At 70.6% G+C, this 22,034-nt stretch carries 18 protein-coding genes; 8 read left to right on the top strand and 10 right to left on the bottom strand.

The annotated features are described in order from the left end of the window. Positions 1 to 232 precede the first annotated feature (232 nt). From OG574_RS06475 to OG574_RS06485, 3 genes are all read left to right on the top strand, one after another. The gene (locus OG574_RS06475) at positions 233 to 1,579 is read left to right on the top strand and encodes a diaminopimelate decarboxylase (RefSeq protein WP_326778381.1); all 1,347 of its coding nucleotides are present in this window, start codon (positions 233 to 235) and stop codon (positions 1,577 to 1,579) included. Between the two features lie 333 nt (positions 1,580 to 1,912). Next, positions 1,913 to 2,518 (top strand): GPP34 family phosphoprotein, encoded by a 606-nt coding sequence (locus OG574_RS06480; RefSeq protein ID WP_326772287.1) that lies wholly within the window; start codon positions 1,913 to 1,915, stop codon positions 2,516 to 2,518. 261 nt (positions 2,519 to 2,779) lie between these two features. Next, a complete protein-coding gene (locus OG574_RS06485) occupies positions 2,780 to 3,070 on the top strand; it encodes a fibronectin type III domain-containing protein (RefSeq protein WP_326772288.1) in 291 nt (96 codons plus the stop codon). 84 nt (positions 3,071 to 3,154) lie between these two features. Here OG574_RS06485 and OG574_RS06490 read toward each other — a convergent pair whose 3' ends face one another. From OG574_RS06490 to OG574_RS06525, 8 genes are all read right to left on the bottom strand, one after another. Next, positions 3,155 to 4,909 (bottom strand): hydroxysqualene dehydroxylase, encoded by a 1,755-nt coding sequence (locus OG574_RS06490; RefSeq protein WP_326772289.1) that lies wholly within the window; start codon positions 4,907 to 4,909, stop codon positions 3,155 to 3,157. Between the two features lie 226 nt (positions 4,910 to 5,135). Beyond that, positions 5,136 to 7,085 carry an acetoacetate--CoA ligase gene (locus OG574_RS06495; RefSeq protein WP_326772290.1) on the bottom strand — a complete coding sequence of 650 codons (1,950 nt, stop codon included), beginning with the start codon at positions 7,083 to 7,085 and terminating at the stop codon, positions 5,136 to 5,138. Next, on the bottom strand, positions 7,082 to 7,675 hold the full coding sequence (locus OG574_RS06500; protein WP_326772291.1) for an RBBP9/YdeN family alpha/beta hydrolase: 594 nt from the start codon (positions 7,673 to 7,675) through the stop codon (positions 7,082 to 7,084). The genes OG574_RS06495 and OG574_RS06500 overlap by 4 nt, the downstream gene beginning before the upstream one ends. Beyond that, on the bottom strand, positions 7,672 to 8,943 hold the full coding sequence (locus OG574_RS06505; RefSeq protein WP_326772292.1) for an MFS transporter: 1,272 nt from the start codon (positions 8,941 to 8,943) through the stop codon (positions 7,672 to 7,674). The genes OG574_RS06500 and OG574_RS06505 overlap by 4 nt, the downstream gene beginning before the upstream one ends. Before the next feature lie 4 nt (positions 8,944 to 8,947). Then, positions 8,948 to 9,823, bottom strand: a complete 876-nt coding sequence (locus tag OG574_RS06510; RefSeq protein WP_326772293.1) for a TauD/TfdA dioxygenase family protein — start codon at positions 9,821 to 9,823, stop codon at positions 8,948 to 8,950. Positions 9,824 to 9,856: 33 nt separating this feature from the next. Beyond that, the gene (locus OG574_RS06515) at positions 9,857 to 10,828 is read right to left on the bottom strand and encodes a quinone oxidoreductase family protein (RefSeq protein ID WP_326772294.1); all 972 of its coding nucleotides are present in this window, start codon (positions 10,826 to 10,828) and stop codon (positions 9,857 to 9,859) included. Positions 10,829 to 10,899: 71 nt separating this feature from the next. Next, positions 10,900 to 11,958: a 3-keto-5-aminohexanoate cleavage protein gene (locus tag OG574_RS06520; protein ID WP_326772295.1), complete on the bottom strand. Its 1,059-nt coding sequence runs from the start codon at positions 11,956 to 11,958 to the stop codon at positions 10,900 to 10,902. A 217-nt stretch (positions 11,959 to 12,175) separates the two neighbouring features. Next, complete coding sequence (locus tag OG574_RS06525) at positions 12,176 to 13,192, bottom strand: AraC family transcriptional regulator (protein WP_326772296.1); 1,017 nt, start codon at positions 13,190 to 13,192, stop codon at positions 12,176 to 12,178. Positions 13,193 to 13,445: 253 nt separating this feature from the next. Here OG574_RS06525 and OG574_RS06530 point away from each other — a divergent pair, with 253 nt between their 5' ends. The 3 genes from OG574_RS06530 to OG574_RS06540 all read left to right on the top strand — a co-directional run bounded on the left by OG574_RS06530 (position 13,446) and on the right by OG574_RS06540 (position 18,261). After that, positions 13,446 to 14,543, top strand: coding sequence for a TauD/TfdA family dioxygenase (locus OG574_RS06530; RefSeq protein ID WP_326772297.1), 1,098 nt, complete (start codon positions 13,446 to 13,448; stop codon positions 14,541 to 14,543). After that, positions 14,494 to 15,996 carry a long-chain-fatty-acid--CoA ligase gene (locus OG574_RS06535; protein ID WP_326772298.1) on the top strand — a complete coding sequence of 501 codons (1,503 nt, stop codon included), beginning with the start codon at positions 14,494 to 14,496 and terminating at the stop codon, positions 15,994 to 15,996. Before OG574_RS06530 ends, OG574_RS06535 begins: the two co-directional genes overlap by 50 nt. A 282-nt stretch (positions 15,997 to 16,278) precedes the next feature. Next, positions 16,279 to 18,261 carry an ABC transporter ATP-binding protein gene (locus tag OG574_RS06540; RefSeq protein ID WP_326772299.1) on the top strand — a complete coding sequence of 661 codons (1,983 nt, stop codon included), beginning with the start codon at positions 16,279 to 16,281 and terminating at the stop codon, positions 18,259 to 18,261. Positions 18,262 to 18,305: 44 nt separating this feature from the next. Here OG574_RS06540 and OG574_RS06545 read toward each other — a convergent pair whose 3' ends face one another. Further along, positions 18,306 to 19,232: an RNA polymerase sigma-70 factor gene (locus OG574_RS06545; protein ID WP_326772300.1), complete on the bottom strand. Its 927-nt coding sequence runs from the start codon at positions 19,230 to 19,232 to the stop codon at positions 18,306 to 18,308. 198 nt (positions 19,233 to 19,430) lie between these two features. On the opposite strand from OG574_RS06545, the gene OG574_RS06550 reads away from it, so the two are divergent. Beyond that, positions 19,431 to 19,916 (top strand): carboxymuconolactone decarboxylase family protein, encoded by a 486-nt coding sequence (locus OG574_RS06550; RefSeq protein WP_326772301.1) that lies wholly within the window; start codon positions 19,431 to 19,433, stop codon positions 19,914 to 19,916. A gap of 97 nt (positions 19,917 to 20,013) precedes the next feature. Here OG574_RS06550 and OG574_RS06555 read toward each other — a convergent pair whose 3' ends face one another. Beyond that, the gene (locus OG574_RS06555; protein WP_326772302.1) at positions 20,014 to 20,670 is read right to left on the bottom strand and encodes a DUF2238 domain-containing protein; all 657 of its coding nucleotides are present in this window, start codon (positions 20,668 to 20,670) and stop codon (positions 20,014 to 20,016) included. Between the two features lie 576 nt (positions 20,671 to 21,246). Between OG574_RS06555 and OG574_RS06560 the strand changes: the two genes are divergently transcribed. After that, a complete protein-coding gene (locus OG574_RS06560) occupies positions 21,247 to 22,017 on the top strand; it encodes a GntR family transcriptional regulator (RefSeq protein WP_326772303.1) in 771 nt (256 codons plus the stop codon). Positions 22,018 to 22,034 lie beyond the last annotated feature (17 nt).

Consider the following 22,034-nt stretch of genomic DNA (forward strand, 5'->3'; position numbering starts at 1 on the left):
TGGACGGCCCCCGGGCTTTGTGCGCGGCCACGAGGGGAGCGGCGCGGACTTCGTGCCGGTGCACGCAGACAGTGCGGGGCTCGGGGCTGCACAGTGAAATCGGGCGGAGCGCACGGGCGACAAGCCGGTGGCATGGACACCGCCCGCGGCCGCCGTATTAGGCGGCCCGCCCGGCGATCCCCCGGGCACGTAGCCGGCAGTGCGCAGCGAGAAGGCAGGAACACCCATGACCATGGCCCCGGAATCCGTCGTCCGCAGGGAGGCGGCCGTGCGAGCCGCCGCCGCGCAGGGCCTGGTCGGCGCGCAGGCGCCGGTCCTCGGCCTGCTCGATGTGGACGGGATCCGTGGCGCCGCCCGCGAGCTGCGCGAGGCCTTCGCCTTCGACGGGGTCTCGGTGCAGCACACGTTCGCGGTGAAGGCCGCCTCGCTGGTGCCGGTCCTCGCGCTGCTGGACGAGGAGGGCATCGGCGCGGAGGTGGCCAGCGCCGGTGAGCTGGCACTGGCCCGCGCCGCGGGCGTCCCCGCCGAGCGGATCGTCTTCGACTCCCCGGCCAAGACGATGGACGAGCTGCGCGACGCTCTCGCCCACGGCATCGCGGTCAACGCCGACAACCCGCAGGAGCTTGACCGTGTCGACGCCGTCGTCGCCGATCTCGGGGTCGGCCGCGCGCCCGTGGGCCTGCGGGTCAACCCGCAGGTCGGCAGCGGTTCGATCGGGGCGATGAGCACGGCGACGGCCACGTCCAAGTTCGGTGTGGCGCTGCGCGACGAGGGCGCGGAACAGTGGGTGCTCGACGCCTACCGGCTGCGTCCGTGGATGACCCGGCTGCACACCCACACCGGCTCCCAGGGTGTCGCCCTGGAACTGATGGCCGAAGGGGTGCGGGCCGCGTACGAGCTGGCGGAGAAGATCAACGCACAGGTCGGCCGGCAGCAGATCGACACCCTCGACATCGGCGGCGGCCTGCCGGTGAACTTCGCCTCGGACGAGGTGACCCCGACGTTCGCGCAGTACGCGCGGCTGCTGCGGGAGACCGTGCCCGGCCTGTTCGACGGGCGCTACACGCTCGTCACCGAGTTCGGCCGTTCGCTGCTGGCCAAGCAGGGGCTGATCGTGGCGCACGTCGAGTACACCAAGTCCTCCGGCGGCCGGCGGATCGCCGTCACACACGCCGGCGCGCAGGTGGCCACCCGCACCGTGTTCGTGCCCGAGGCGTGGCCGCTGCGCGTGGGCGCGTACGACCCCGCCGGGCGGCCCAGGGCGACCGAGCCGCTGGTACAGGACGTCGCCGGGCCGTGCTGCTTCGCCGGGGACCTGGTCGCGCGGGAGCGGGAGCTGCCCGAGCTGGCGCCCGGTGATCTGGTCGCGCTGTACGACACCGGGGCCTACTACTTCTCGACCCATTTCCACTACAACAGCCTGCCGCGTCCCGCGGTGTACGGATATGTCGTGTCCGATGCGGGGGTTGTGACGTTCGCTCCGGTCAGGCCCGCGCAGACGGTGGCCGAGGTGGTCGCGGAGTCCGGTGCGGCGCAGGCCGGTTCGCTTCTCGGGCTGACCGACCGGCCCTCCTCGTAGGGGCCCCTCCCCACCTGGGGAAAGTCGCCCCAGGAAACGGTCTAAAGCGGCGTGTCGCCGCGTGGTACTCCCGCGGCGCCCCACCGGGAACACTGTGTTCCGCTGCCCGGTACTGCTCGCGCAGCGGACGGGAGGCGAGGCGGGGCGGGGATTGCTCCGGATGGAGCCTCTCCCCCGCGCAGATGACGATCTTCTGGCCCCCTCCGTGCTGCGGATCGAATTCCCGCGCGACATGGTCGTAACAGCGCACGCATCGCCCGAGCTGCGGCGACAATCGACCGGAGAGCCGCCGACGCTCTCGCCCGCACTCGGCCAACTCATGTGGAGCCGCTGATGACCACCGCACGTGACCTCGCGATCGTTGCCCTGGCGGTGACACCCGACCACCCCGTCGAGCAGGGCGAGCTGTCGCTGGCGCTCGCGGGGGCCGAGGTGTTCGACCTCATCGAGGCCAAGGCCCTGGTCCTGGACGGCGACCACATGCTGCCCAGCGCTCAGGCACCGACAGGGGACCGCCTGCTGGATGAAGCCACCGGGGCTCTGGTGCGGCAGGAGCCGTACGAGTCGGTCGAGGACTGGCTGTGGCGCCGGGGCCGCGGGCTCTCCTCGGCGTACATCGACGAGCTGGAGCGGGAGGGGCTGACGACCCGGCCGCGGGGCCTGCGGAATCCGCTGCGGGCCGGGCGGACGGAGCCGGTCGACTCGGCGGACCGGCACCAGGCAGAGGAGCGCTTGGCGTCGGGTGAACCCGTGCTCGCCGCGCTGGCGGCCGCCGCCGGAATCCGGGACGAGCCGGCCGAGGACGCGCCCGAGCTCTCCGGGGACGCGGTCGCGGCGGTACTCGCCGCCGTCGGGAACGCCGTCCAGGAGCTGCAGGCCGTACGACAGCGCAGGGCGATCGAGGACGCGGCGTACGACAACGTTTGGCGCGGCTACTGAGAAACGGTCCCTGACCCGGCCCATCGCCTGAGACAGTGCGGTCAACTGCCCGGTCGTGAAACGACCGGCGAGGGCGAGCAGGCCGGGGCGAAGCCCAAGGAGAGCGCCGGGAGCTCGACGTCGACCAGCGGCGCCAACGGCTCCGACACAGCCAGCGGCTCCAACGGCGGCGCCACCAGTAGCGGGTCCGGATCGTCGAGTTCGGACGGCGGAGGTTCCTCCGGCGCCGGCGGTTCGTCCGCCGGCTCCCCGCCGCCCGCTATGAAGAGCTACAGCGTCAAATACACGAATTCCTGCGTCGGCGCATGCTCCATGCCGGTCCTCGTGAGCTGGCCGGCGATCTCCCGAGCGACCCGCTACGACATCCACTACACGAACAAGGGCAGCCAGTACACCGAGAAGAACGTCGACACCATCCATTCGACCGGCAACACCAGCTACACGATCACTGGGCCGTACTCCGGTGACGAGGTCTGCTTCTCGGTGCGCGCCGCCAACAAGTACGGAGCCTCTGCCTGGGCGGAGACCTGGTGCACCACGGTGCCCTACTAGGGCGTTTCTTGCGGGGTATTCGAGGTGCCCCGGCTCACCCGGCGGGAGGTGCCTGCCCCGTTGACTCGCGGGAGTCCTGGGCCCTCAGAAGTCCAGTACGTGTGGCAGCCCGAGACGGTAGCGCGTCCGGTCGGTGGCCTTGAGTACGTCGAAGCCGGGCGGCTCGGCGCCGGTGATGAGGCGGACCTCGTCCGCGCCGTCGGCTCCGGCGGCCGCGAGGACGCCGTTCGCGGCGCGCCGGCCCGTCTCGTTCGCGGTCTCCATGCACGTGAAGTCGGTGTTGCTGTGGGCGCGGACGTGGTCGCCCGCGAGGAAGAGGTTCGGGATCGCGGTGACCGCCTCGGAGCGCAGTTCCCAGGACGAGACGTCGTTGAGGAAGTACTCGTCGTCGTTGGTGAGCCCACCGCTCGCGGCCCGGGTGACCGCCGGGTCGAGGAACCAGGAGTGCACGATCCCCTCGGGCAGGACGACATCGCCGTTGTCCTCCAGGCCCGCCTTCATCTGCGCCCAGACTTCGTCGGCGATCTCCTTCGGCGTGCACTGCCGCGCGGGCTTTCCGTGGATCCGGCCCGGTGTCTCCCAGTCGGAGATGACGACGGAGAGGGACTCGGCGGCCACCCCGTCGCCCCAGGTACCGGCGAAGGGCTCCGACCAGAAGCGGGACTGCGCCACCGGGCACAGCGCCCACGGCGAGTCCATGAGACTGAGATGGGCGAGCGGCCCGCGGAACCTCTCCTTGAGCCAGAACACGATGCCCTGGCACCAGGCCGTGCGCAGCTTGTCCATCGCGGCGAGCTGCGGATCCGCACGGCGGATGCCGTCGGACCACAACTGCCGTACCCGGTCGACCGGGAGAGCCGCCACGAACCAGTCGGCGTCGATGCGCGCGGGCCCGGCCGCCGTGCGGGCGCGGGCGGCGGTGATGCGCCCGCCGGAGCCGAGTTCGAGGGACTCGACGAGATGTCCGGTCACGAACCGGACGCCGAGCGAGGTCAGATGCCGCACCCATGGGTCGATGAAGCGTTCACTGGTGGGGCCGTCGAGGATCCGGTCGAAGGGACCGTCGGGGCCCATGCCGAGTATCGAGTAGAGAATCTTGCTGATGCCCTGCCCGCAGGTGCGCGTGCTGGCCGTCTCGGGGCGCAGCGCCTGGATCACCTTCGCCGAGCCGCCCCACATCACCTGGTAGAAGTCGGACTTGTCCGCCGCCTCGATGAACTTCAGCCAGTTCAGGTGCTCCCACTGCCCGAACTGCCGCTCGTCGCAGCTCGTCATGACGATCGCCAGCTTGCGGGCGAGCAACACGACTTCCTGCGGCAGGAGTTGGGGCATGACCCGCAGCAGGCCCTCCAGGACGGCCGGCAGCGTAACGGGGTCGAGGGTGCGAGTGCTGGGCGGCAGGGTGGGCAGGAACAGGTCGCCCTTCCCGTTCTCCCGGTTGAACGCGAAGTACGGCACGGTGGTGAGGTTGTCCCAGACACCGTGTGCCTGCCCCTCGAAGGGGATCCGGCGCATGGTGTCGGGCAGGTTGGTGTAGAAGCCGAAGAAGCCACGGTGTCCGTGTTCCCCGGGCAGATCGCGGCGGCCACCGGAGGCCGTACCGCTCACCGGCACGCTGCGCGCCTTGCCGCCCCACTCGGCCCGCCGGTCGTACACCGTCACGTCGAAGCCGCGCTCGGCGAGCTCGTGGGCGGCGGTGAGGCCGCCGATCCCACCGCCGAGCACCGCCACTCTCGTACGCGCCCGCTGCGCCGCGGTCGCCCGCGAGGGCCGCAGCCCCAGTGCGCCCGCCGCCGCCATCGATCCACCCAGGGCCAGTAACTGCCTGCGTCCCGGCATCGCGCTTCCCCCGTCCCCTCCGACATTGCTGTCGGCGGGACGCTAGGGGCGACTGCTCAAGATCGGAACGAGCGGCCCGCGATATTCGCAGCTTTCACACGTGGTGGGCGCCCACTGTTGCGCCACGCGCACTGCCCACTCCTGGCTCGCGAACCGCGTCCCTACGAGCTACGTGCCCGGTGCCGAGACGTTCGGGCCCGTCCCGTCATGCGCCTCACCAGCGCTCTCAGCTCTGCCCCAGCCCGGCCGCGAAGTCCGCGAACCAAGCCAGCATGTCGGGGCGGGTCACCGCACCTTCCGCGCTGACATCCGTGACGCGGGCGCCCTGGAGGATGCGCTTGACGGGGACCTCCAGCTTCTTGCCCGTCAGGGTGCGGGGCACGGCCTCGATGGGCACCACTGCGTCGGGGACGTGCCGGGGAGACAGGCTGTGCCTGATCGCGCCGACGATCTCGTCGCGCAGCGCGTCGTCGAACCGTTCGCCGTCCGCAGGCACCACGAACAGCGGCATGTAGTAGCGGCCGTCCGCCATTTCGGCGCCGATGACAAGGCTGTCCGCGATCCGCGGGAGCCGTTCGACGACGGCGTAGAGGTCGGCGGATCCCATGCGCACGCCCATGCGGTTGAGCGTGGAGTCGGAGCGTCCGGCCAGGAAGACGGACAGGTCGGAGTCCAGGGTGACCCAGTCGCCGTGCCGCCACACGCCGGGATAGACGTCGAAGTAGCTGCTCCTGTAGCGCTCGTGGTCGGGGTCGTCGACGAAGTGGAGCGGCATCGACGGCAGGGGTGCCGTGACCACGAGTTCGCCCTGCTCCCCCACGAGCGGCTGCCCGGTGGCGTCCCAGGAGGCGAGGGCGACGCCCAAGGAGGGGCCGGAAAGCCGGCCCGTGCGCACCGGCAGCAGCGGGGAGCCTCCGGCGAGCACCGAGCAGATGTCGGTGCCGCCGCAGATCGACTGGAGCCGGGAGTCGGGGGCGAGCCGGTCGTGGACCCAGCCCCAGGTGCTGTCAGGCATCGCCGATCCCGTCTGCAGGATCGTCCGCAGCGCGCCGAGGTCCGTATCGGCGGCCGGGTGGGCGCCGGCCTTCTCCGCCGCGATCAGGTAGGCGGCGCCGACGCCGACCGTCGTGGCGCGGGAGCGTTCGGCGATCCGCCAGAGACCGTTGATGTCGGGGTGGGTGGGGCTGCCGTCGTAGAGGACGAGCGTGCTGCCGTGCAGGAGGCCCGCGACCATGAAGTTCCACACCATCCAGCTGGTGGAGGTGTGGAAGAGGTAGCGGTCGTCGGCGCGCAGGTCCACGCCGAGCCCGAGTGCCTTCAGCAGTTCGACGACGATGCCGCCGTGGCCGTGAACGATTCCCTTCGGGACGCCGGTGGTGCCCGAAGACCAGAGGATCCACAGCGGATCGTCGAACGCGACGTCGGCATACGTGAGTTGGGCTTCGCCGTCGGCCAGGTCGGACCAGTGGTGCTGTGTCACGTCCGGCCGCCGTGACCATGCCGGTCCACCGGCGGACGCGTGCAGGCGGTCGACGGCGACGAGGTGGCGGACCGTGGGCAGACCGTCCAGGATCTCGGTGATGTGCGGGCGCCGGTCGTACTCCTTGCCGCCGTGGGCGTAGCCGTCCGCGGCGACCAGGACCGTCGGCCGGGCCTGGCGCAGCCGCGCGAGGACACTGGGCGTGCCGAACTCCGGAGAGCAGACCGTCCAGGTCGCGCCGACGGCGGCGGTGGCCAGGAGGGCGACCACGGCCTGCGGGATGTTCGGCAGGTACCCGGCGACGCAGTCACCGGGGCCGACGCCCATCTCACGCAGGGCCGCGGCCGTGCCCGCCACTTCCTGGGTGAGCCGGTCCCAGGAGATCTCCACGGCGTCGCCGGTCTCGGACACGGCGATGAGCGCGGGGCGTTCGTCGGTGGCTTGGGCGAGGCACTGCTGCGCGAAGTTGAGGCGTGCTCCGGTGAACCAGGTCGCGCCGGGCATCCTCGCGTCGGCGAGCACCTCGTCGTAGTCGCTGACCGTGTCCAGGCCGTAGAACTCCCACACGGCCGACCAGAAGCCGGGCAGGTCGTCGGTGCTCCACCGCCACAGCTCGGCGTAGTCGGTGAACGACAGTCCGCGCTCCTGCGCCAACCAGCCCAGGAATTCCGTGACGTTGGAGTTCCGGGCGCTCATGCCGACGCCTTCGGCTTCGGTGTCGTACGGCAGCCGAAGGCCTGGAGGAATTCCAGGGCGCGGGGCCACTCGCCGTACCCGGAGGCGGGGTTGAGGTGTCCCACCGGGCCGAGGTCCACCAGACGACTGCCCCACGCGTCGGCCAGTGCGGCGACCCGGTCGAAGCGGGCCAGGGGGTCGTTCGTGCTCGCCGCGACGACGCTGGGGAACGGCAGTGTGGCGCTCGGCGTCGGCAGCCAGCCGTTCTCACGCAGGGCCTGCGGTCCGGGGTAGCCGTCCGGCAGCGGGGCTTCGAAGTCGGGCGGCGTCGTGAGGAGGGCGCCATGCACCGGGCGGGTGTGCCGGGCCGCCCAGTGGACGGTGGTGAGCACGCCGGCGCTGTGCGCGACGAGCACGACCGGTCCCTCGATGCCCGACACCACGTCGTTCAGAGCGGTGACCTGCGCATCGCGGCTCAGCCTGAGGTCCGTCAGGGGCGGCACGGTCACCGAACCGGGGAGGCGGGCGGCGAGGGCCGTCTGCCAGTGGTCGGGGACGTGGTCGCGCAGGCCGGGCACGAGCACGACCGTGGGCGCGGGAACGGGGTTCATATGGAGATCTCCGTCTTTTCGAGGGCCGGGGCCGGGGCCGATGCCGAGACGAGGCCCTTGTCGTAGTGGCGTCTGCCGAGGGTGAAGGCGAGGCTCGCCACGATGGCGATGAGCGGGACGAGGCGGAGTGCGCCGTCCAGACCCAGGCGGTCGGCGAGCATGCCGGTCACCGCGGGGCCCGGCGCGAGTCCCAGCAGACTGTTGGCGAGGGTGAGCGTGGCCATGGCCGTCGCCGCGACGGCGGCCGGGGTCAGGCTCGCCACCATGGCGGCGGCGGGACCCGCTGTTGCGTTGCACAGCAGCGTCCCGGCGCCGATGACGAGGAGTTGCGGTACGCCGGACGGGAGTTGGAACCCGCCGGCGAGCAGGACCAGCGAGCCGGCGCTGCACACGATGGCGACGTTCCACTTGAGGTGGGGGTTCCTGCGGCCGAGCCGGTCGCTGACGATGCCGCCGCCTATCATGCCGATCCCGGTGATCAGCGCGAAGCCTCCGGCGGCGAGTCCGGCCTTGGCGGGCGGCAGGCCGTAGTAGCGGTCGAGGAAGCTGGGCATCCAGGCCATCAGCGCCATCGCGATGAACATCTGCAGGCCGCTGCCGACGTAGGCGCACAACACGGACACCGACGAGAACAGCCGGGGCAGCAAGGTCCGTACCGGGCCTCCCGTACCCGGTGCGGGGCCGGTGCCGCGGCCGGCCGGCGCCAGTCTCCGCTCGGTCACGACGACGGCGTAGACCGCGGCGAGGACCAGCCCGAACAGCCCCATGACAGCGAACGTCCAGCGCCAGCCCAGGTGTTGGGCCACCACACCGCCGATCGACACGCCGAGTACGGAGCCGAAGGCGCCGCCCGCGATGAAGGCGCCCGACAGCGTGGCCCGCAGGCCCACCGGGAAGACGCTCAGCACCACCGCGATGCCCACACTCCCGTACGCCGCCTCGCCGACGCCCACCATGAAGCGGCCGAAGAACATCTGGCCGTAGCTCGCGGAGACGGCACAGCCCAGGGTGGCCACGCTCCACACCACCGCCGCGAGGACCAGGCTCCTGACCCGGCCCCAGCGGTCCGCGAGCAGCGACAGCGGAAAGGTCAGCAGGCCGACCATGAGGGCGACGATGCCGCTCAGCGATCCCAACTGGGTGTCGGAGAGCAGCCATTCGGCCTTCAGGAGCGGGAACACCGCGTTCAGTACCTGCCGCGACATGTAGTCGGACAGCAACAGCCCAAAACTGAGGGCGAACACCAGCCACGCGTAGCGACGGGTCATCGGCTCAGCAGGGCCTGTCACCGGCGATGCCGGCGCGCTCCATCTTGCGGACGGCGGGCCAGTAGTCCTGGACCGCGTAGTGCTGGGTGGAGCGGTTGTCCCAGAGGGCGACGCTGTTCGGGGTCCAGCGCCAGCGGACCTGGTACTCGGGGACGGCCGCCTGGCTCGTGAGGTAGTTGAGCAGGTGACTCGCGCCGGGCGCGTGGTCCTGGCCGAACCGCACGTTCTCGGGGGTGTGGTAGTTGACGAAGTGGGTGGTGAAGGAGTTGACGAAGAGGATCTTCTCGCCGGTCTCGGGGTGGGTGCGCACGACCGGGTGCTCGGCGTCCGGGTAGCGGGCCTTGAGCTGGTGGCGCTGTTCCGTCGGCATGACCGCGCCGAAGCTCGCCTCGATGCTGTGCCGGGCGCGCAGCCCGTCGATCTGGGTGCGGATGTGCTCGGGGAGCCTGCGGTACGCCTCGGCCATGTTGACCCAGATCGTGTCGCCGCCGACCTCGGGCGTCTCGACGCAGCGGAGCAGGGCGCCCATGGGCGGGCGGTCGCGCCAGGTCGCGTCGCAGTGCAGGGCGTTCTCGTAGTGCTCGGGCTTGCTGTCCAGGTCCTTGTAGATGCGGACGAGGCCCGGGTGGTCGGGGTCGCTGCCGAGGACCGGGTGGTCCTCCAGCGGGCCGAGCCGGGAGGCGAACGCGACGTGCTCGTCGCGGCTCATGTCCTGGTCGCGCAGGAACAACACCTTGTGGCGGAGCAGCAGTTCCTTGATCTTGGCGAAGAGCGCGTCGTCATGGACGGCGTCGCCGAGCTGGACGCCGTGCAGTTCGGCGCCGATGGTGCAGGTCAGCAGTTCGACCTGGATCCGGGTGCGGGCAGCGGTCCGGGGCATGGGTGCTCTCCAGGGGGTACGGGGGCTGGTTGCTCAGGGGACGAGGACGGACGAGCCCGTGGTGCGGCCCGCTTCCAGCGTGCGGTGCGCGGTCACGGCGTCGTCGAGGGCGAAGCGCTGGTCGACGCGGATCCCGATGCGGCCGGCGGCGACGTGGCCGAACAGCTCCCCGGCGAGGTCGTCCCGCTCGGCCGGGTCGGCGATGTAGTCGGCAAGGGCCGGCCGGGTCACGAACAGCGAGCCGTGCCGGACCAGCTGCATCGCGTCCAGCGGCGGCACACCGGACGAGGTGCCGAAACAGACCAGCAGGCCGCGGCGGCGCAGCGAGGCCATGGACCCGGCGACCGTGTCCTTGCCGACGCTGTCGAGGACGAGCGGGACACCGGCCCCGTCGGTCAGCTCCCGCACGCGCTCCGCGACGTTCTCCTGCCGGTACAGGATGGTGTGGTCGCAGCCGTGGGCGCGGGCGAGTACGGCCTTCTCCTCGGTGGACACGGTGCCGATGACGGTGAGGCCGAGCAGCTTCGCCCACTGGCAGACGATCAGCCCCACGCCGCCCGCGGCAGCGTGCAGCAGGATCGTGTCCCCGGGCTTCAGCGGGTGGATACGGCGCAGCAGGTACGAGGCGGTGAGGCCGCGCATGGTCATGGCGGCCGCGGTCTCGCAGTCGATGCCGTCGGGGAGCCGGATCAGGGAATCGGCGGGCATGACCCGCTCGGAGCTGTACGCGCCGAGCGGGCTGCCGGTGTACGTGACGCGGTCACCCTCGCCGACGTGAGTGACGCCCTGGCCGACGGCCTCGACGACACCGGCGGCCTCGACGCCGATTCCCGCGGGCAGCGGCGCCGGGTACAGACCGGTGCGGAAGTAGGTGTCCGCGAAGTTGAGGCCGACGGCCTCGTGCCGGACCCGGACCTCGCCGGGGCCGGGGGCGCCGACGGTGACCTCTTCGCGGCGCAGGACCTCGGGGCCGCCGGTCTCGTGGAAGCGGATGGCGTATGCCACGGGATGCTCTCTTCGTTCGGCTTGTTCAGCGTGTGCGGTGTGTGCGGCTTGTTCGGCTTGTTCGGCTGCCGTCAGCGGGCGGATCCGCCGAGCATGAAGCCGCGCTGGCCCGGACGCCGGTTGGGCACCATGCCGAGCGCGGCCAGGGTCTCGTCGGTGCCGGTGTAGTACTCGCCGATGTGGTAGATCTCCTTGGCCTCCGCGCCGTTCGCGATGTCGCGGCCGAGCGTGTCGGCGATGCTGACCATCTGCTCGACCTGCTGCACGGAGCTCATGGGCTCGCCCTTGCGGGCCCACAGGTTGTCCTCGTTGCCCACGCGGACGTGGACGCCGAGGGCGATGGCGATGGCGTTCATGGGGGCGACGGCGCGCATCGAGGACTCGATGGTGAGGACGGCGCCGTCGGGAACACGGCGGACGAACTCGATGAGGTCGGCCGGGTGGCGCCCGGAGAACCCGCCGCCGATGGCCACGTAGTTGAGGACCAGGGGGCCGGTGTACACGCCGCTGCGGATGAGACGCTCGACGGTCTCCAGCTGCGCCAGGGTGGCGAGCTGGAAGTGCGGCTGGATGTCGTTCGCGTGCAGACGCTTGAGGTGTTCGAGGTAGAAGTCGGGGCCCGCCTCGACGACCATGTCCCGGTACGCCGCGTAGTAGTCGGGCTTGGCGATGGAGGTCCCGGCGAGGTCGTCGTCGGACATGATCTCGACGATGTTCATCTGGCTGGTGTTGATGGCGATCGTCACCTGGTCGGGCCGCGGGTCGAGTTCGGCCAGCAGGTGGCGGGTGTCGTAGCTGAGCCACTTCGCCTCGGAGCCCTCGTCCTCCGGGGCGAACGAGATGGAACCACCGATCTGCAGGACCATGTCCGGGACGGCCTCGCGCAGCCGGCCGATGAGCTCGTTGAACATCGACATGCGCTTGGAGCCGTGGCCGTCAAGTTCGCGTACGTGAATGTGGAGCACGGTGGCACCGGCGTTGTAGCAGTCCACGGCGGCCTGGACGTGCTCGTCCATGGTGAGGGGCAGGTCATCGGCGTCGCCGGGGAGCCACTCGGGGCCGTAGGGGGCCGCCTGGATCACCAGCTTCTGCTGGTTCTCGGGCAGCAGGGAGTCGTCGAGGAAGTGCATGGTCATCTCCTGGTACGTGGACGCGCCGGGCGGCAGGCCTTCGCGGGCACACCGACCCAACTGATGGCTGGCGCAAGGGCGTTGCGCTGTCGAGCCGCGGTGGCCCTTGCGGTACGGCCACGTTAAGAGCGGGTTACGCGCGGCGCTTCACCACAGGTGACAGGAGACTTGTCAGTTGGGGACACGGCCGGTGGCCGGGTGGGGGCAGGGCCGGTGGTCAGTCCTGGACAGGGCCGGTGGCGGCCCGCTGAGCGCGCCATTCGCGTGCGCTGCTGCCGAATTGGTCACGGAACCAACGCGAGAAGGCACTGGGCGCGGAGAAGCCGAGGAGCCCGGCGATCTCGGTGAGGGAACGGCTCGGGTTCGCCACGAGCTGCTCGGCAAGCTGCGTGCGCGTGGTGTTGACGAGCGAGGAGAAGGTCTCGTCCGACGCGGCGAGATGCCGGTGGACGGTCCTGCGGTCGACGCCGAGGCTGCCGGCGACCTGTTCGACGGAGCAGCGCCCCGTCGGCAGCAGGACCTCGATCAGCTCGCGCACCCGATCGAGCTCGGTGGTGTCCTCGGAGACCGCGATGGAGTCGAAGTACTGTCGGGCGTAGCCGCGCAACAGGGGGTCCGACATCGCATTGGGGGTGTCGAGTTCGGTCGCGTAGAAAACGATGCCGTTGAATTCCCGGTCGAATTCCACGACGGGCCCGAAGAATCGCCGGTGTGCGGAGAGGTCGAGGGGTGCGCCGTGGGAGAAGCACACGGACAGCGGCTGCCAGCGGGCGCCGAGGAACACCCGGAGAAATCCGTGGAGCACGCCGACGGCCAGCTCGACGGACTGCCGGACCTCACGTGCCTCACCGTCGAGGCTCACCTTCACCGTGGCGAGCCCGTTCGTCTCCGTGAGCCTGCTGCGCAGCATCTCGTTGTACATACGCTCGTGGCGCACCAGGAGCCGGAGGGCGCTGCGCGCGTCGGGCTCCTCGCGCAGGACGAGGCTGATCGGGCCGAGGTTGGAGAAACGGCGCCGCTCCGCCAGGAGCAGGCCGAAGTCCTCGCGCCGCGCCGCTGCCGCCGACAGTTCGAGCAGCTCGGCGACGGCCGCGCCGGGGATCCAGCGGTCCTGAATCGTGAGTCCGACGGGGTCGAGGCCCACGCGCTTCATGAGGGCACGGGGGTCGATGCCGAGGGACTGGCTGACCTCGATGTAGCGGCTCAGTGCCGCGTTGCGGACCAGCGGTTTCATCGGCGCACTCCAGGGCTGTGTCCCAGATTGATAAGTCATTCGTCCCGTGACGTCAAGCGTTGCCCGAGGTCGTGACTTAGCGTGGCACCACCGCGAAGGACGCACGGAATTCCGATGGAAGACACCTTGGCAAAGTATCGGCCTCTTGAAAAGAGGTCGATATAGCGGCGATAGAGGCCGCGAAAGAGCCGGTGAATCCAGGTCCCGGCACCTGCTTCTCACGGAATTCCCCGGCGGAGAAAGGATGAATGTGGTGCGTGGTCGATCCCCAGAACTTCCCCGCCGCCCCTGCACCGGTCCGGCCGTGTGGCGGGGCCGGGATCTCGCAGCCTCCCGCGCCTGGGCGCTGCACCTGTCACCGGCCCGGCTCGACGAGCTGGACACGGCCCTGCGGACGGTGCGCGCCCGGGGCACGCCTGTGTTGAAGGTGACGGCCGGCGACTTCCCGCTGCCGACCCTGGCGGGCGAGCTGCGCAGTGCGGCCGACGAGTTGGAGAACGGCCGGGGCTTCGTGCTGGTACGAGGCATCCCGGTGGAGCGGTACAGCGAGGAGGCGGCCGGTGTCCTCCTGTGGGGTGTGGGACAGCACCTCGGCATCCCTGTGTCGCAGGACGCGACCGGTCACATGCTCAGGCATCTGCGGGACGCGCCCGACGCACGGGCCGCCCTGTCGCCGCGCACCGAAGCGGCCGACGCGCTCGCGCTGCTGTGCCTGCGGGCGGACGGTTCCAGCGGGCGTACGACACTCGCCGGCTCGGCGGCGGTGCACAATGCCGTGCTGGCTCGCCGGCCCGAGCTCCTGGACGGCCTGAGCCGTACACACTTCCTCGACCGCCGCGGAGAACAGCTCCCGGGCCAACTCCCCTGGCAGGCCCTGCCGCTCGCCCACCGGGACGGGGAGAGGCTCAGCCTGCGCTACGACCGCGGCCGCCTGGAGTCGGCGCAGCGGTTTCCCGAGGTACCGCGCCTGGGTCCGGCCGATCGGGAGCTTTTCGACCTGATGGACGAGGCGGCGTCATCGCCGGAGCTGCGCCTCGACATCGACCTCGCCCCCGGTGACCTGCTGCTGCTCAACAATCACGCGGTACTGCACGCCTGCGCACCGCACGACGAGGACGGGCCGCAGCGCGAACAGCCGTGGCACCTGTTGCAGTTGTGGCTGACGCCTCATCAATCACGCGCCCTGCCAGCGGAGTTCTGGGGCGATGAGCACTCCGACACCGGCGGGCGCGGTGGGGTCACGCCTCGCGATGTGATCACCCCGCACACCCCGCACACCCCGACGAAAGGTAAGCAGCCACATGTCCGACCTCTGCGCACTCCTGGCGCGTTCGGCCCGGTCCCACGCTGACCGGACCGCCGTCCGTCAGGGCAGCAGCGTCCTCACGTACGGGGAACTCGACGACCTGACCGCCCGGTTCGCGGCCCTGTTGCGGACCAGGGGCGTGCGCGCGGGCGACCGGGTGGCGATGGTCCTGCCCAACGTCGTGCACTTTCCCGTCGTGTACTACGGCATCCTGCGCGCGGGCGCCGTCGTGGTCCCGATGAATCCGCTGCTGAAGTCGGACGAGATGGCGTTCGTGCTGCAGGACTGTGCGGTCCGGTTCGTGGTGGCCGCACCTGCCGCCTCCGGCGAGGCCGTTCCGGCGGCGGCGACGGCCGGCGCGGAGTGCCTGGTCGCGGACCCCGTCGCCCTCGACGCACAGCTGCTCCTGGCCGTGCCGATGACCGGAGCGGCCGTGAACGCCGACGACGACACCGCGGTGATCCTCTACACCTCCGGCACGACGGGGACGCCCAAGGGTGCCGAGCTGACGCACCGCAATCTGGTGAGCAACGCGCTGACAGCGGCCCGGACGTTGCTGTGCGTGGGACCGGACGACGTCCTGTTCGGCGGGCTCCCGCTGTTCCACGCCTTCGGGCAGACCTGCGCCATGAACACCGCGGTCGCGGCGGGCGCCTGCCTGACCCTCCTGCCTCGCTTCGACGCGGCGGCGGCTCTGGAGATACTTCGCCGCGACGAGGCGACCGTCTTCCTGGGCGTGCCCACGATGTACACCGCGCTGCTCCAGACCGGCATCGGGCCGGCCCTGCCCCGGCTGCGCCTTGCCGTCTCGGGCGGCGCCTCGCTGCCCGTCGAACTGCTGCACGCCGCCGAGCGAGACCTGGGGGTCACGGTGCTGGAGGGCTACGGTCTGTCGGAGACGTCACCGGTGGCCTGCTTCAACCCGCCGGACCGGCCCCGTAAGCCGGGTTCCATCGGGCTTCCCGTGCGAGGGGTCGAGTTGCGGCTCGTCGGGGATGACGGCCGCGTGGTCGGCCCCGGCGCGGTCGGCGAGCTGGCGATCCGGGGCGAGAACGTGATGAAGGGGTACTGGAACCGGCGGGACGCCACCGCGGGGGCATTCCAGGAGGGCTGGTTCCACAGCGGCGATCTCGCCCGCGTCGACGAGGACGGCTACTACTTCATCGTCGACCGCAAGAAGGACCTCGTCATTCGCGGCGGGTACAACGTCTATCCGCGCGAGATCGAGGAGGTCCTGTACCGGCACCCGGACGTCGCGGAGGCGGCTGTGATCGGTGTGCCCGATCCGGCGCGCGGCGAGGAGGTGGCGGCCGTGGTGGTGCTCCGGCCCGGCGCAGGCACCACGACGGACGAGCTGCGCGACTACGTACGGCAGCGGGTGGCGGCCTACAAGTACCCGCGGATCGTGAGATTCGTCGACGCGCTGCCCAAGGGGGCGACCGGCAAGATCCTCAAGCGGAACATCGTGCTCGCCCCGCCGGCACCTTCGGGAGCCTGATCCGGCGACGCACTCGAATCCGGCCGGAACGGCCCTCTGCGCGACACGCCATCCCTCAAATGGGTAACCAACCCCGCACGGGTGATGCGAAAAGGAGATGACGGCACCACCGCCGGAGGCCACCTGCCGCGTTCCCCGCGTTCGAACTTTCGAGCGACAGATCGCCCCCTCAACACCGTTACGAGTCACAGATCGCCCCCGTTCTCCGAGCATCTGTCCGATCGCCGGCGTAGGAGGTCACATGGAGCAGCATCGGGTGTCGAGCGGAACGGGGGCAGGTGGATGAGGCTGTTGCGCCGTCCGGAGCCGGGGGCTCCCGTTGTCTCGGCCAGTGAGAGGGAGTTGTTCGGCGGGCCGTTGCGCTACGACGCGGGCTGGAGCAAGCACGAGTACGCCCGCCTCGACCTCACGCTGTGGAGTGCGCTGAGGTCCCTGCCGCATCTTGTGTTGCAGACCGTCCGACTTGCCTGGCACACGGACCGACGCTCACTGATCACCGTAGGAGTGACGGAAGTGGGCCAAGGCATCGCGGCCGCACTCAAGTTGCTGGCCGTGAACGCCGCCTTGCACGCCGTCGTCGCCACCGGCACCGACGTGCGAGGTCTGCGCGACGCCCTGCCCGCCGTGGTGATGACCGCCGTCGTCCTGGCCGCCAACGCGCTGCTCGCCTCCCGGTCCACCGCGGCAGCCGGGAGCCTGGAGCCCAAGGTCGAACGCGCCGCGTCCGAGCAGTACTTGGCGGCATGCCAGCGGGTCGAGATGTCGGCGATCGAGGACGGCACGTTCCGCGAGTTGATCGACCGGGCCCAGTACGGGGCCAACGAAGCCCGCCACATGATCGGTTCCAGCGTCGCGGCGATCAACAGCGTGCTGGCGCTGATCGCCGCGGGCGGTGTGCTGTCCGTGCTCAATCCGGCCCTGCTGCCCATGCTGTTCCTGATCGTCGCGCCGCGCGGCTGGGGTGTGATGCGCGTGGCCCAGCAGCGCTACTTCTCGACGATGACCTGGATCGAACACCTGCGGGCCAGCCGGGTGTTGTCCAATCTCCTCACCTCGGTGACCGCGGCCCTGGAGGTGCGAGTGCACCACGTGGGCGCCTTCCTGCTGCGCCACTACCGGATCATGGCGCACACGGCCGAGAGCGAACAGGCGCGATTGGCCAAGGACAAGGCCCGTACCGAACTGGCCGCGTCCGCGCTGTCCGGGCTCGGATACGCGCTCACCTTCACGGTGATGATCGGGCTGTGCCTGACCGGCCGCATGAGCGTCGCCGTCCTCGGCACGGCGATCATGGCCATCAACGCGGGCTCCGCCGGCATCGGTGCGCTCGTGAACACCATGAGCCAGCTGCACGAGCAGTCCCTGTACGTGCATGACCTCACCGACTTCCTGAAGAAGGCCGAGGACCTGGCGATCCCCGAGGGCGGCCTCGCCCTCCCCGCTCGCCCGCGGTCCATCCGCCTCGACAATGTCTCCTTCCGCTACCCCGGCCGGGACGAACCGGCCATCGACAGCGTCTCCTTCAGCATCGAACTCGGCAGCGTCATCGCCCTCGTGGGCCCCAACGGCTCCGGCAAGTCGACCCTCGTGCGCCTGCTGTCCGGCCTGCACTTACCCGGGGAGGGCCATATCCACTGGGACGACGTGGACATCTCCGAAGCCGACCGCCGGCAGCTCTTCGGCCACGTCAGCCTGCTCACCCAGACCTTCGAGCGCTGGCCCTTCACCGCCGCGGCCAACATCCGCATCGGCCAGCCGGACCGCGACGTCACCGACGAAGACCTGCGCACCTCCGCCGCGTACGCCGGAGCGGACCGCGACATCGCCGGACTCCCCCACGGCATGAACACCCTGCTGGGCAAGAACTTCCGCGGCGCCAGTGACCTGAGCGGCGGACAGTGGCAGAAGATCGGCCTGGCCCGCGCCCACTTCCGCGACGCCTGCCTGGTCATCGTCGACGAGCCGACATCCGCCCTGGACCCGGACGCGGAGCAGCGCGCCTTCGACCAGATCCTCGGCCTCGCGGGCCCGGACCGCATCATCGTCCTGGTCACCCACCGCATGGCCGCGGTGCGCCGCGTCGATCGCATCTTCGTGCTGGACGAGGGCCGGCTGATCGAGGAGGGCAGTCACGCCGAGCTGTTCGCCGCCGAACCAGCCAGCCGCTACGCACAGATGTACCGCCTGCAGGCCGACCAGTACGAACACGCACGCCCCGTCCAGCTCCCCGGTCCCACCCGGCCGCCCGCGTCCGAGCCCGCGTGACCTACGGGCGACCGGTCCGACGCGGCCGGAGTTTCCCCACGGGGTCAGCGGCTCACGGCGGTTTCGCGGTCGATGCGCGACAGCTTCTCGGGGTTGCGCACGGCGTAGAGCCCGGTGATGAGGCCGTTGTCGATGTGCACCGCCATGACGGTGTCGATGTCGCCGCCGCGCCGCAGAACGAGAGCCGGGTATCCATTGACGTGTGCCGGCCCGAGGGACATCTCGGCGTCGATCCTGCCCAGTACCTGGGCCACCTCGTCGGCGCCCACGACGGGCACCAGCGCGGCCCGCACGACTCCGCCGCCGTCGGTCAGCAGCACGACGTCCGGCGCGATCATGTCGAGCAGGGTCTTGAGGTCGCCCGTCTCGATCGCCTGCTGGAAGGCGGCGAGCGCACCACGCGTATCGGCCGGGGAGATGACCTCGCGCGGCCGGCGTGCCGCCACGTGGGCCCGTGCCCGGTGTGCGATCTGGCGGACCGCGGCCGGGCTCTTGTCGACGGCTTCCGCGATCTCGTCGTATCCCAGATCGAACACCTCGCGCAGCACGAACACCGCGCGTTCGGTCGGCGCGAGTGTCTCCAGTACCAGCAGCATCGCCATCGAGACGCTGTCGGCCAGCTCGACGTCCTCCGCCACGTCCGGCGCGGTGAGCAGCGGCTCGGGCAGCCAGGGTCCGACGTAGGACTCCTTACGGCGGCGGAGCGTACGCAGTCGGCTCAGCGCCTGGCGCGTGGTGATGCGGACCAGGTAGGCCCGGTGGTCCCGCACCGTGTCGAGGTCCACGTCCGCCCAGCGCAGCCACGTCTCCTGCAGGGCGTCCTCCGCGTCGGCCGCCGAGCCGAGCATCTCGTAGGCGACGGTGAACAGCAGATTGCGATGGGCGACGAACGCCTGGGTGGCGGTGTCCGTGCGGCTGTCGCGAGCGTGGGCGTCGGCCGTGTCGGTGCATCGCTCGGTGGGCTCGCTCATTGCCGGCTCCTGTCTGTTCTCTCACGACCGTGTCACGCACAAGACGCCGCCCCTCCCCGTCTTGTGACACCCGAGACCGGTGGTCTACGTCACATCGCCGCGCTGTCACAGGATCCGGTCGGGCGGCATCTCGTGTTTGTCAGGCTGCCGCGCGAACGATGCGCACGGCATGCGATGCACGACTGAGGAGACACCGTCATGGAACTCCGTATGAACCTTTTCGGCAACGAGATCGGTACCAAGATCGGCAAGCGGATCTACGCCGTCAGCCAGGTGATCCAGGAATCGCCGCTGCCGAAGACCATCCAGGAGCTGGTACAGCTGCGCGCCAGCCAGATCAACGGCTGCGGTTTCTGCGTCGACATCCACGGCAAGGACGCCGCGGCCGGCGGCGAGACCCATGTCCGCCTGAACCTGGTCGCGGCCTGGCGCCACTCCACCGTGTTCACCGAGGCCGAGCGGGCCGCGCTGGCGCTCACCGAGGAGGGCACGCGCATCGCCGACAACGGCCGTGGTGTGTCCGACGAGACGTGGGCCCAGGTCCGCAAGCACTATGACGAGGACCAGGCCATCGCGCTGGTCTCACTGATCGCGATGATCAACGCGACCAACCGGCTCGGCGTGATCCTGAACAACCAGGGCGGCTCCTACGAGCCGGGCAGCCTCGCCACCATCGCGACCTGATCGGCAGGTGCGTCTGGGCCGGTCCTGGATCCTTCGATCCGGGCCGGCTCAGGTGTGTCTCAAGCGCGCTTCACGGCGCTGAAGTGGCGCTCCGACGTCAGACGGCCAGGCGGTTCAGCCGGCGGTCGTGCCACTTGCTGAGCAGCAGCAGCGAGACCGTGGCGCCGATCAGCGCGCAGAACATGTCCCATTGGGTGTCCCACGCATCGCCCTGCGTGGCCAGGAAGGCGTCCGCCGCCTGCCCGCCGACGACGGCCGCCGCCCACTCGAACATCTCGAAGACCGCGCTGAACGCCAGGCACGCGCAGACCGTCAGCGGTGCCAGCCATCGGCTGCCGCGCAGCGGAGACGTGCGGATCAGCAACTCCCGTACCAGGATGGCCGGTACGAAGCCCTGCATCAGGTGTCCGAACCGGTCGTACGGATTCCGGGACAGCCCCAGTCCGTCCTGCACCCATTCGCCCAACGGCACCTGGGCGTACGTGTAGTGCCCGCCCAGCGCGAGCACCAGCGCGTGCGCCGCGAGCAGACAGCACAGCAGCCCCGACAGCTGAAAGCGTCGCCAGGTCAGGACGACCAGCGGCAGTCCGATCAGTACCCACACCACTTCCAGCAGCCAGGTCGTGCGGTCGTGCGGTGCCCAGGCGGAGAGGGCGACCCCCGCGACCACGACGGTGACGCAGACACGGGGCAGCACCGGCGACGGGGCCGGAGTGTTCGCCGCCCGGCGACGGGCAGCTGCGATCAGGGACATCGGGGCACTCCTTCTTCTCGGTCGCCTCATCGTGGCGGCCCGGAAGCCGGGTGGCCTGAGTACGGCTACTCAACCAGGAGCGGGCGAGTGGCGGTGGTGATCGCGTCGGCGGCGACAGCTCCGCCCGGTACTCGGACAGGGCCGCCGCCGGGTCTACCAGGGGCAAGCGGTGGCCGAGGTATCCGTCGGGGCGTACGACGAACCCGGTCGGGCCGTCGGGGCGGTAGAGCCGGGCGAACTCCCCTGCGGCGTCGCGGTATCCGGCAACGGCCAGGGGCGAGGTCAGTCGGCTCGACTTCACGGGCGAGGACGGCGACCGTGTCCAGGCCGGTCCCGTCGGCCGTCGGTCGCAGCCCTTCGGCCCGGACGCTCTCGGCGGCCTCCGCCAGGCCTCGCCGGGCGCCCGTTCCTCCATGCCCTGCGCGACGGACCGCTGTCCACGTGCTGGGCGGTCAAGTGGCAGATCTTGGTCGTCGGCCGGCGATTCAGCAGGTCAGAGCGGTGCGACTGGAGCCGTCAGGTGGCGCAATGCTGCCGCAACACCACCGGAGCCGCGGCGCCGGTACGTTCCCTGCCATGCCAGCCGAACGTATCCCCGCCTCGCTTCCGGTCGCCGCCGCGCGCCGTCGGCGGCTGCGTGCGGACCAGGCCCGGCAGCTCGCGGATCTGCTGCGCCACCAGATCCTGTCGGGCGGGTTCCCGCGCGGCGTCCTCCCTCTGGAGGACATCATCGCCGCCGACTACCGGGCCAGCCGCAACACCGTCCGGCAGGCCCTAGACCTGCTGCGCGGCGAGCAGCTCGTGGAGCGCAAGGCCGGCGTCGGCACCGTCGTGGTCTGCGAGAAGTACCCGCACGGCCTCGACCGGCTGCAAGGCCTGGCCGAGACCCTGCACGAGCACGGCCGGGTCACCAACGAGGTTCGTACCGTCGGACCCGTCAGCGCTCCCGGCCCGGTGGCGCGCCGACTCGGTCTGCCCGACCACACCGACGTGCTCTGTATCGAGCGGCTGCGGCGCCTCAACGGGCTGCCGCTCTCCCTGGACCTGTCGTATCTGCCCATGGATCTGGGCGGCGAGCTGCTCGGCTGCGATCTGGAGAACACCGACGTGTTCCGGCTCCTGGAGACGCTGACCGGCGGCCCGCTGGGGCATGCCGAGATCACTCTCGAAGCCGTGAACGCCGACGCGCACTCCGCCGCGGTCCTCGAGGCCCCGCGCGGGAGTGCCGTTCTGATGCTGGAGCGACTCACTCATCTGCCCGACGAGCGGCCCGTGGACCTGGAGTTCATCCGCTTCCGCGGCGACCGCATCACCATGGGCGGCGTCCTGCGCCGCCACTCAGCCTGACCCACCCCACCTTCCTG

It is taken from the genome of Streptomyces sp. NBC_01445 (assembly GCF_035918235.1).
Classification (GTDB): domain Bacteria; phylum Actinomycetota; class Actinomycetes; order Streptomycetales; family Streptomycetaceae; genus Streptomyces.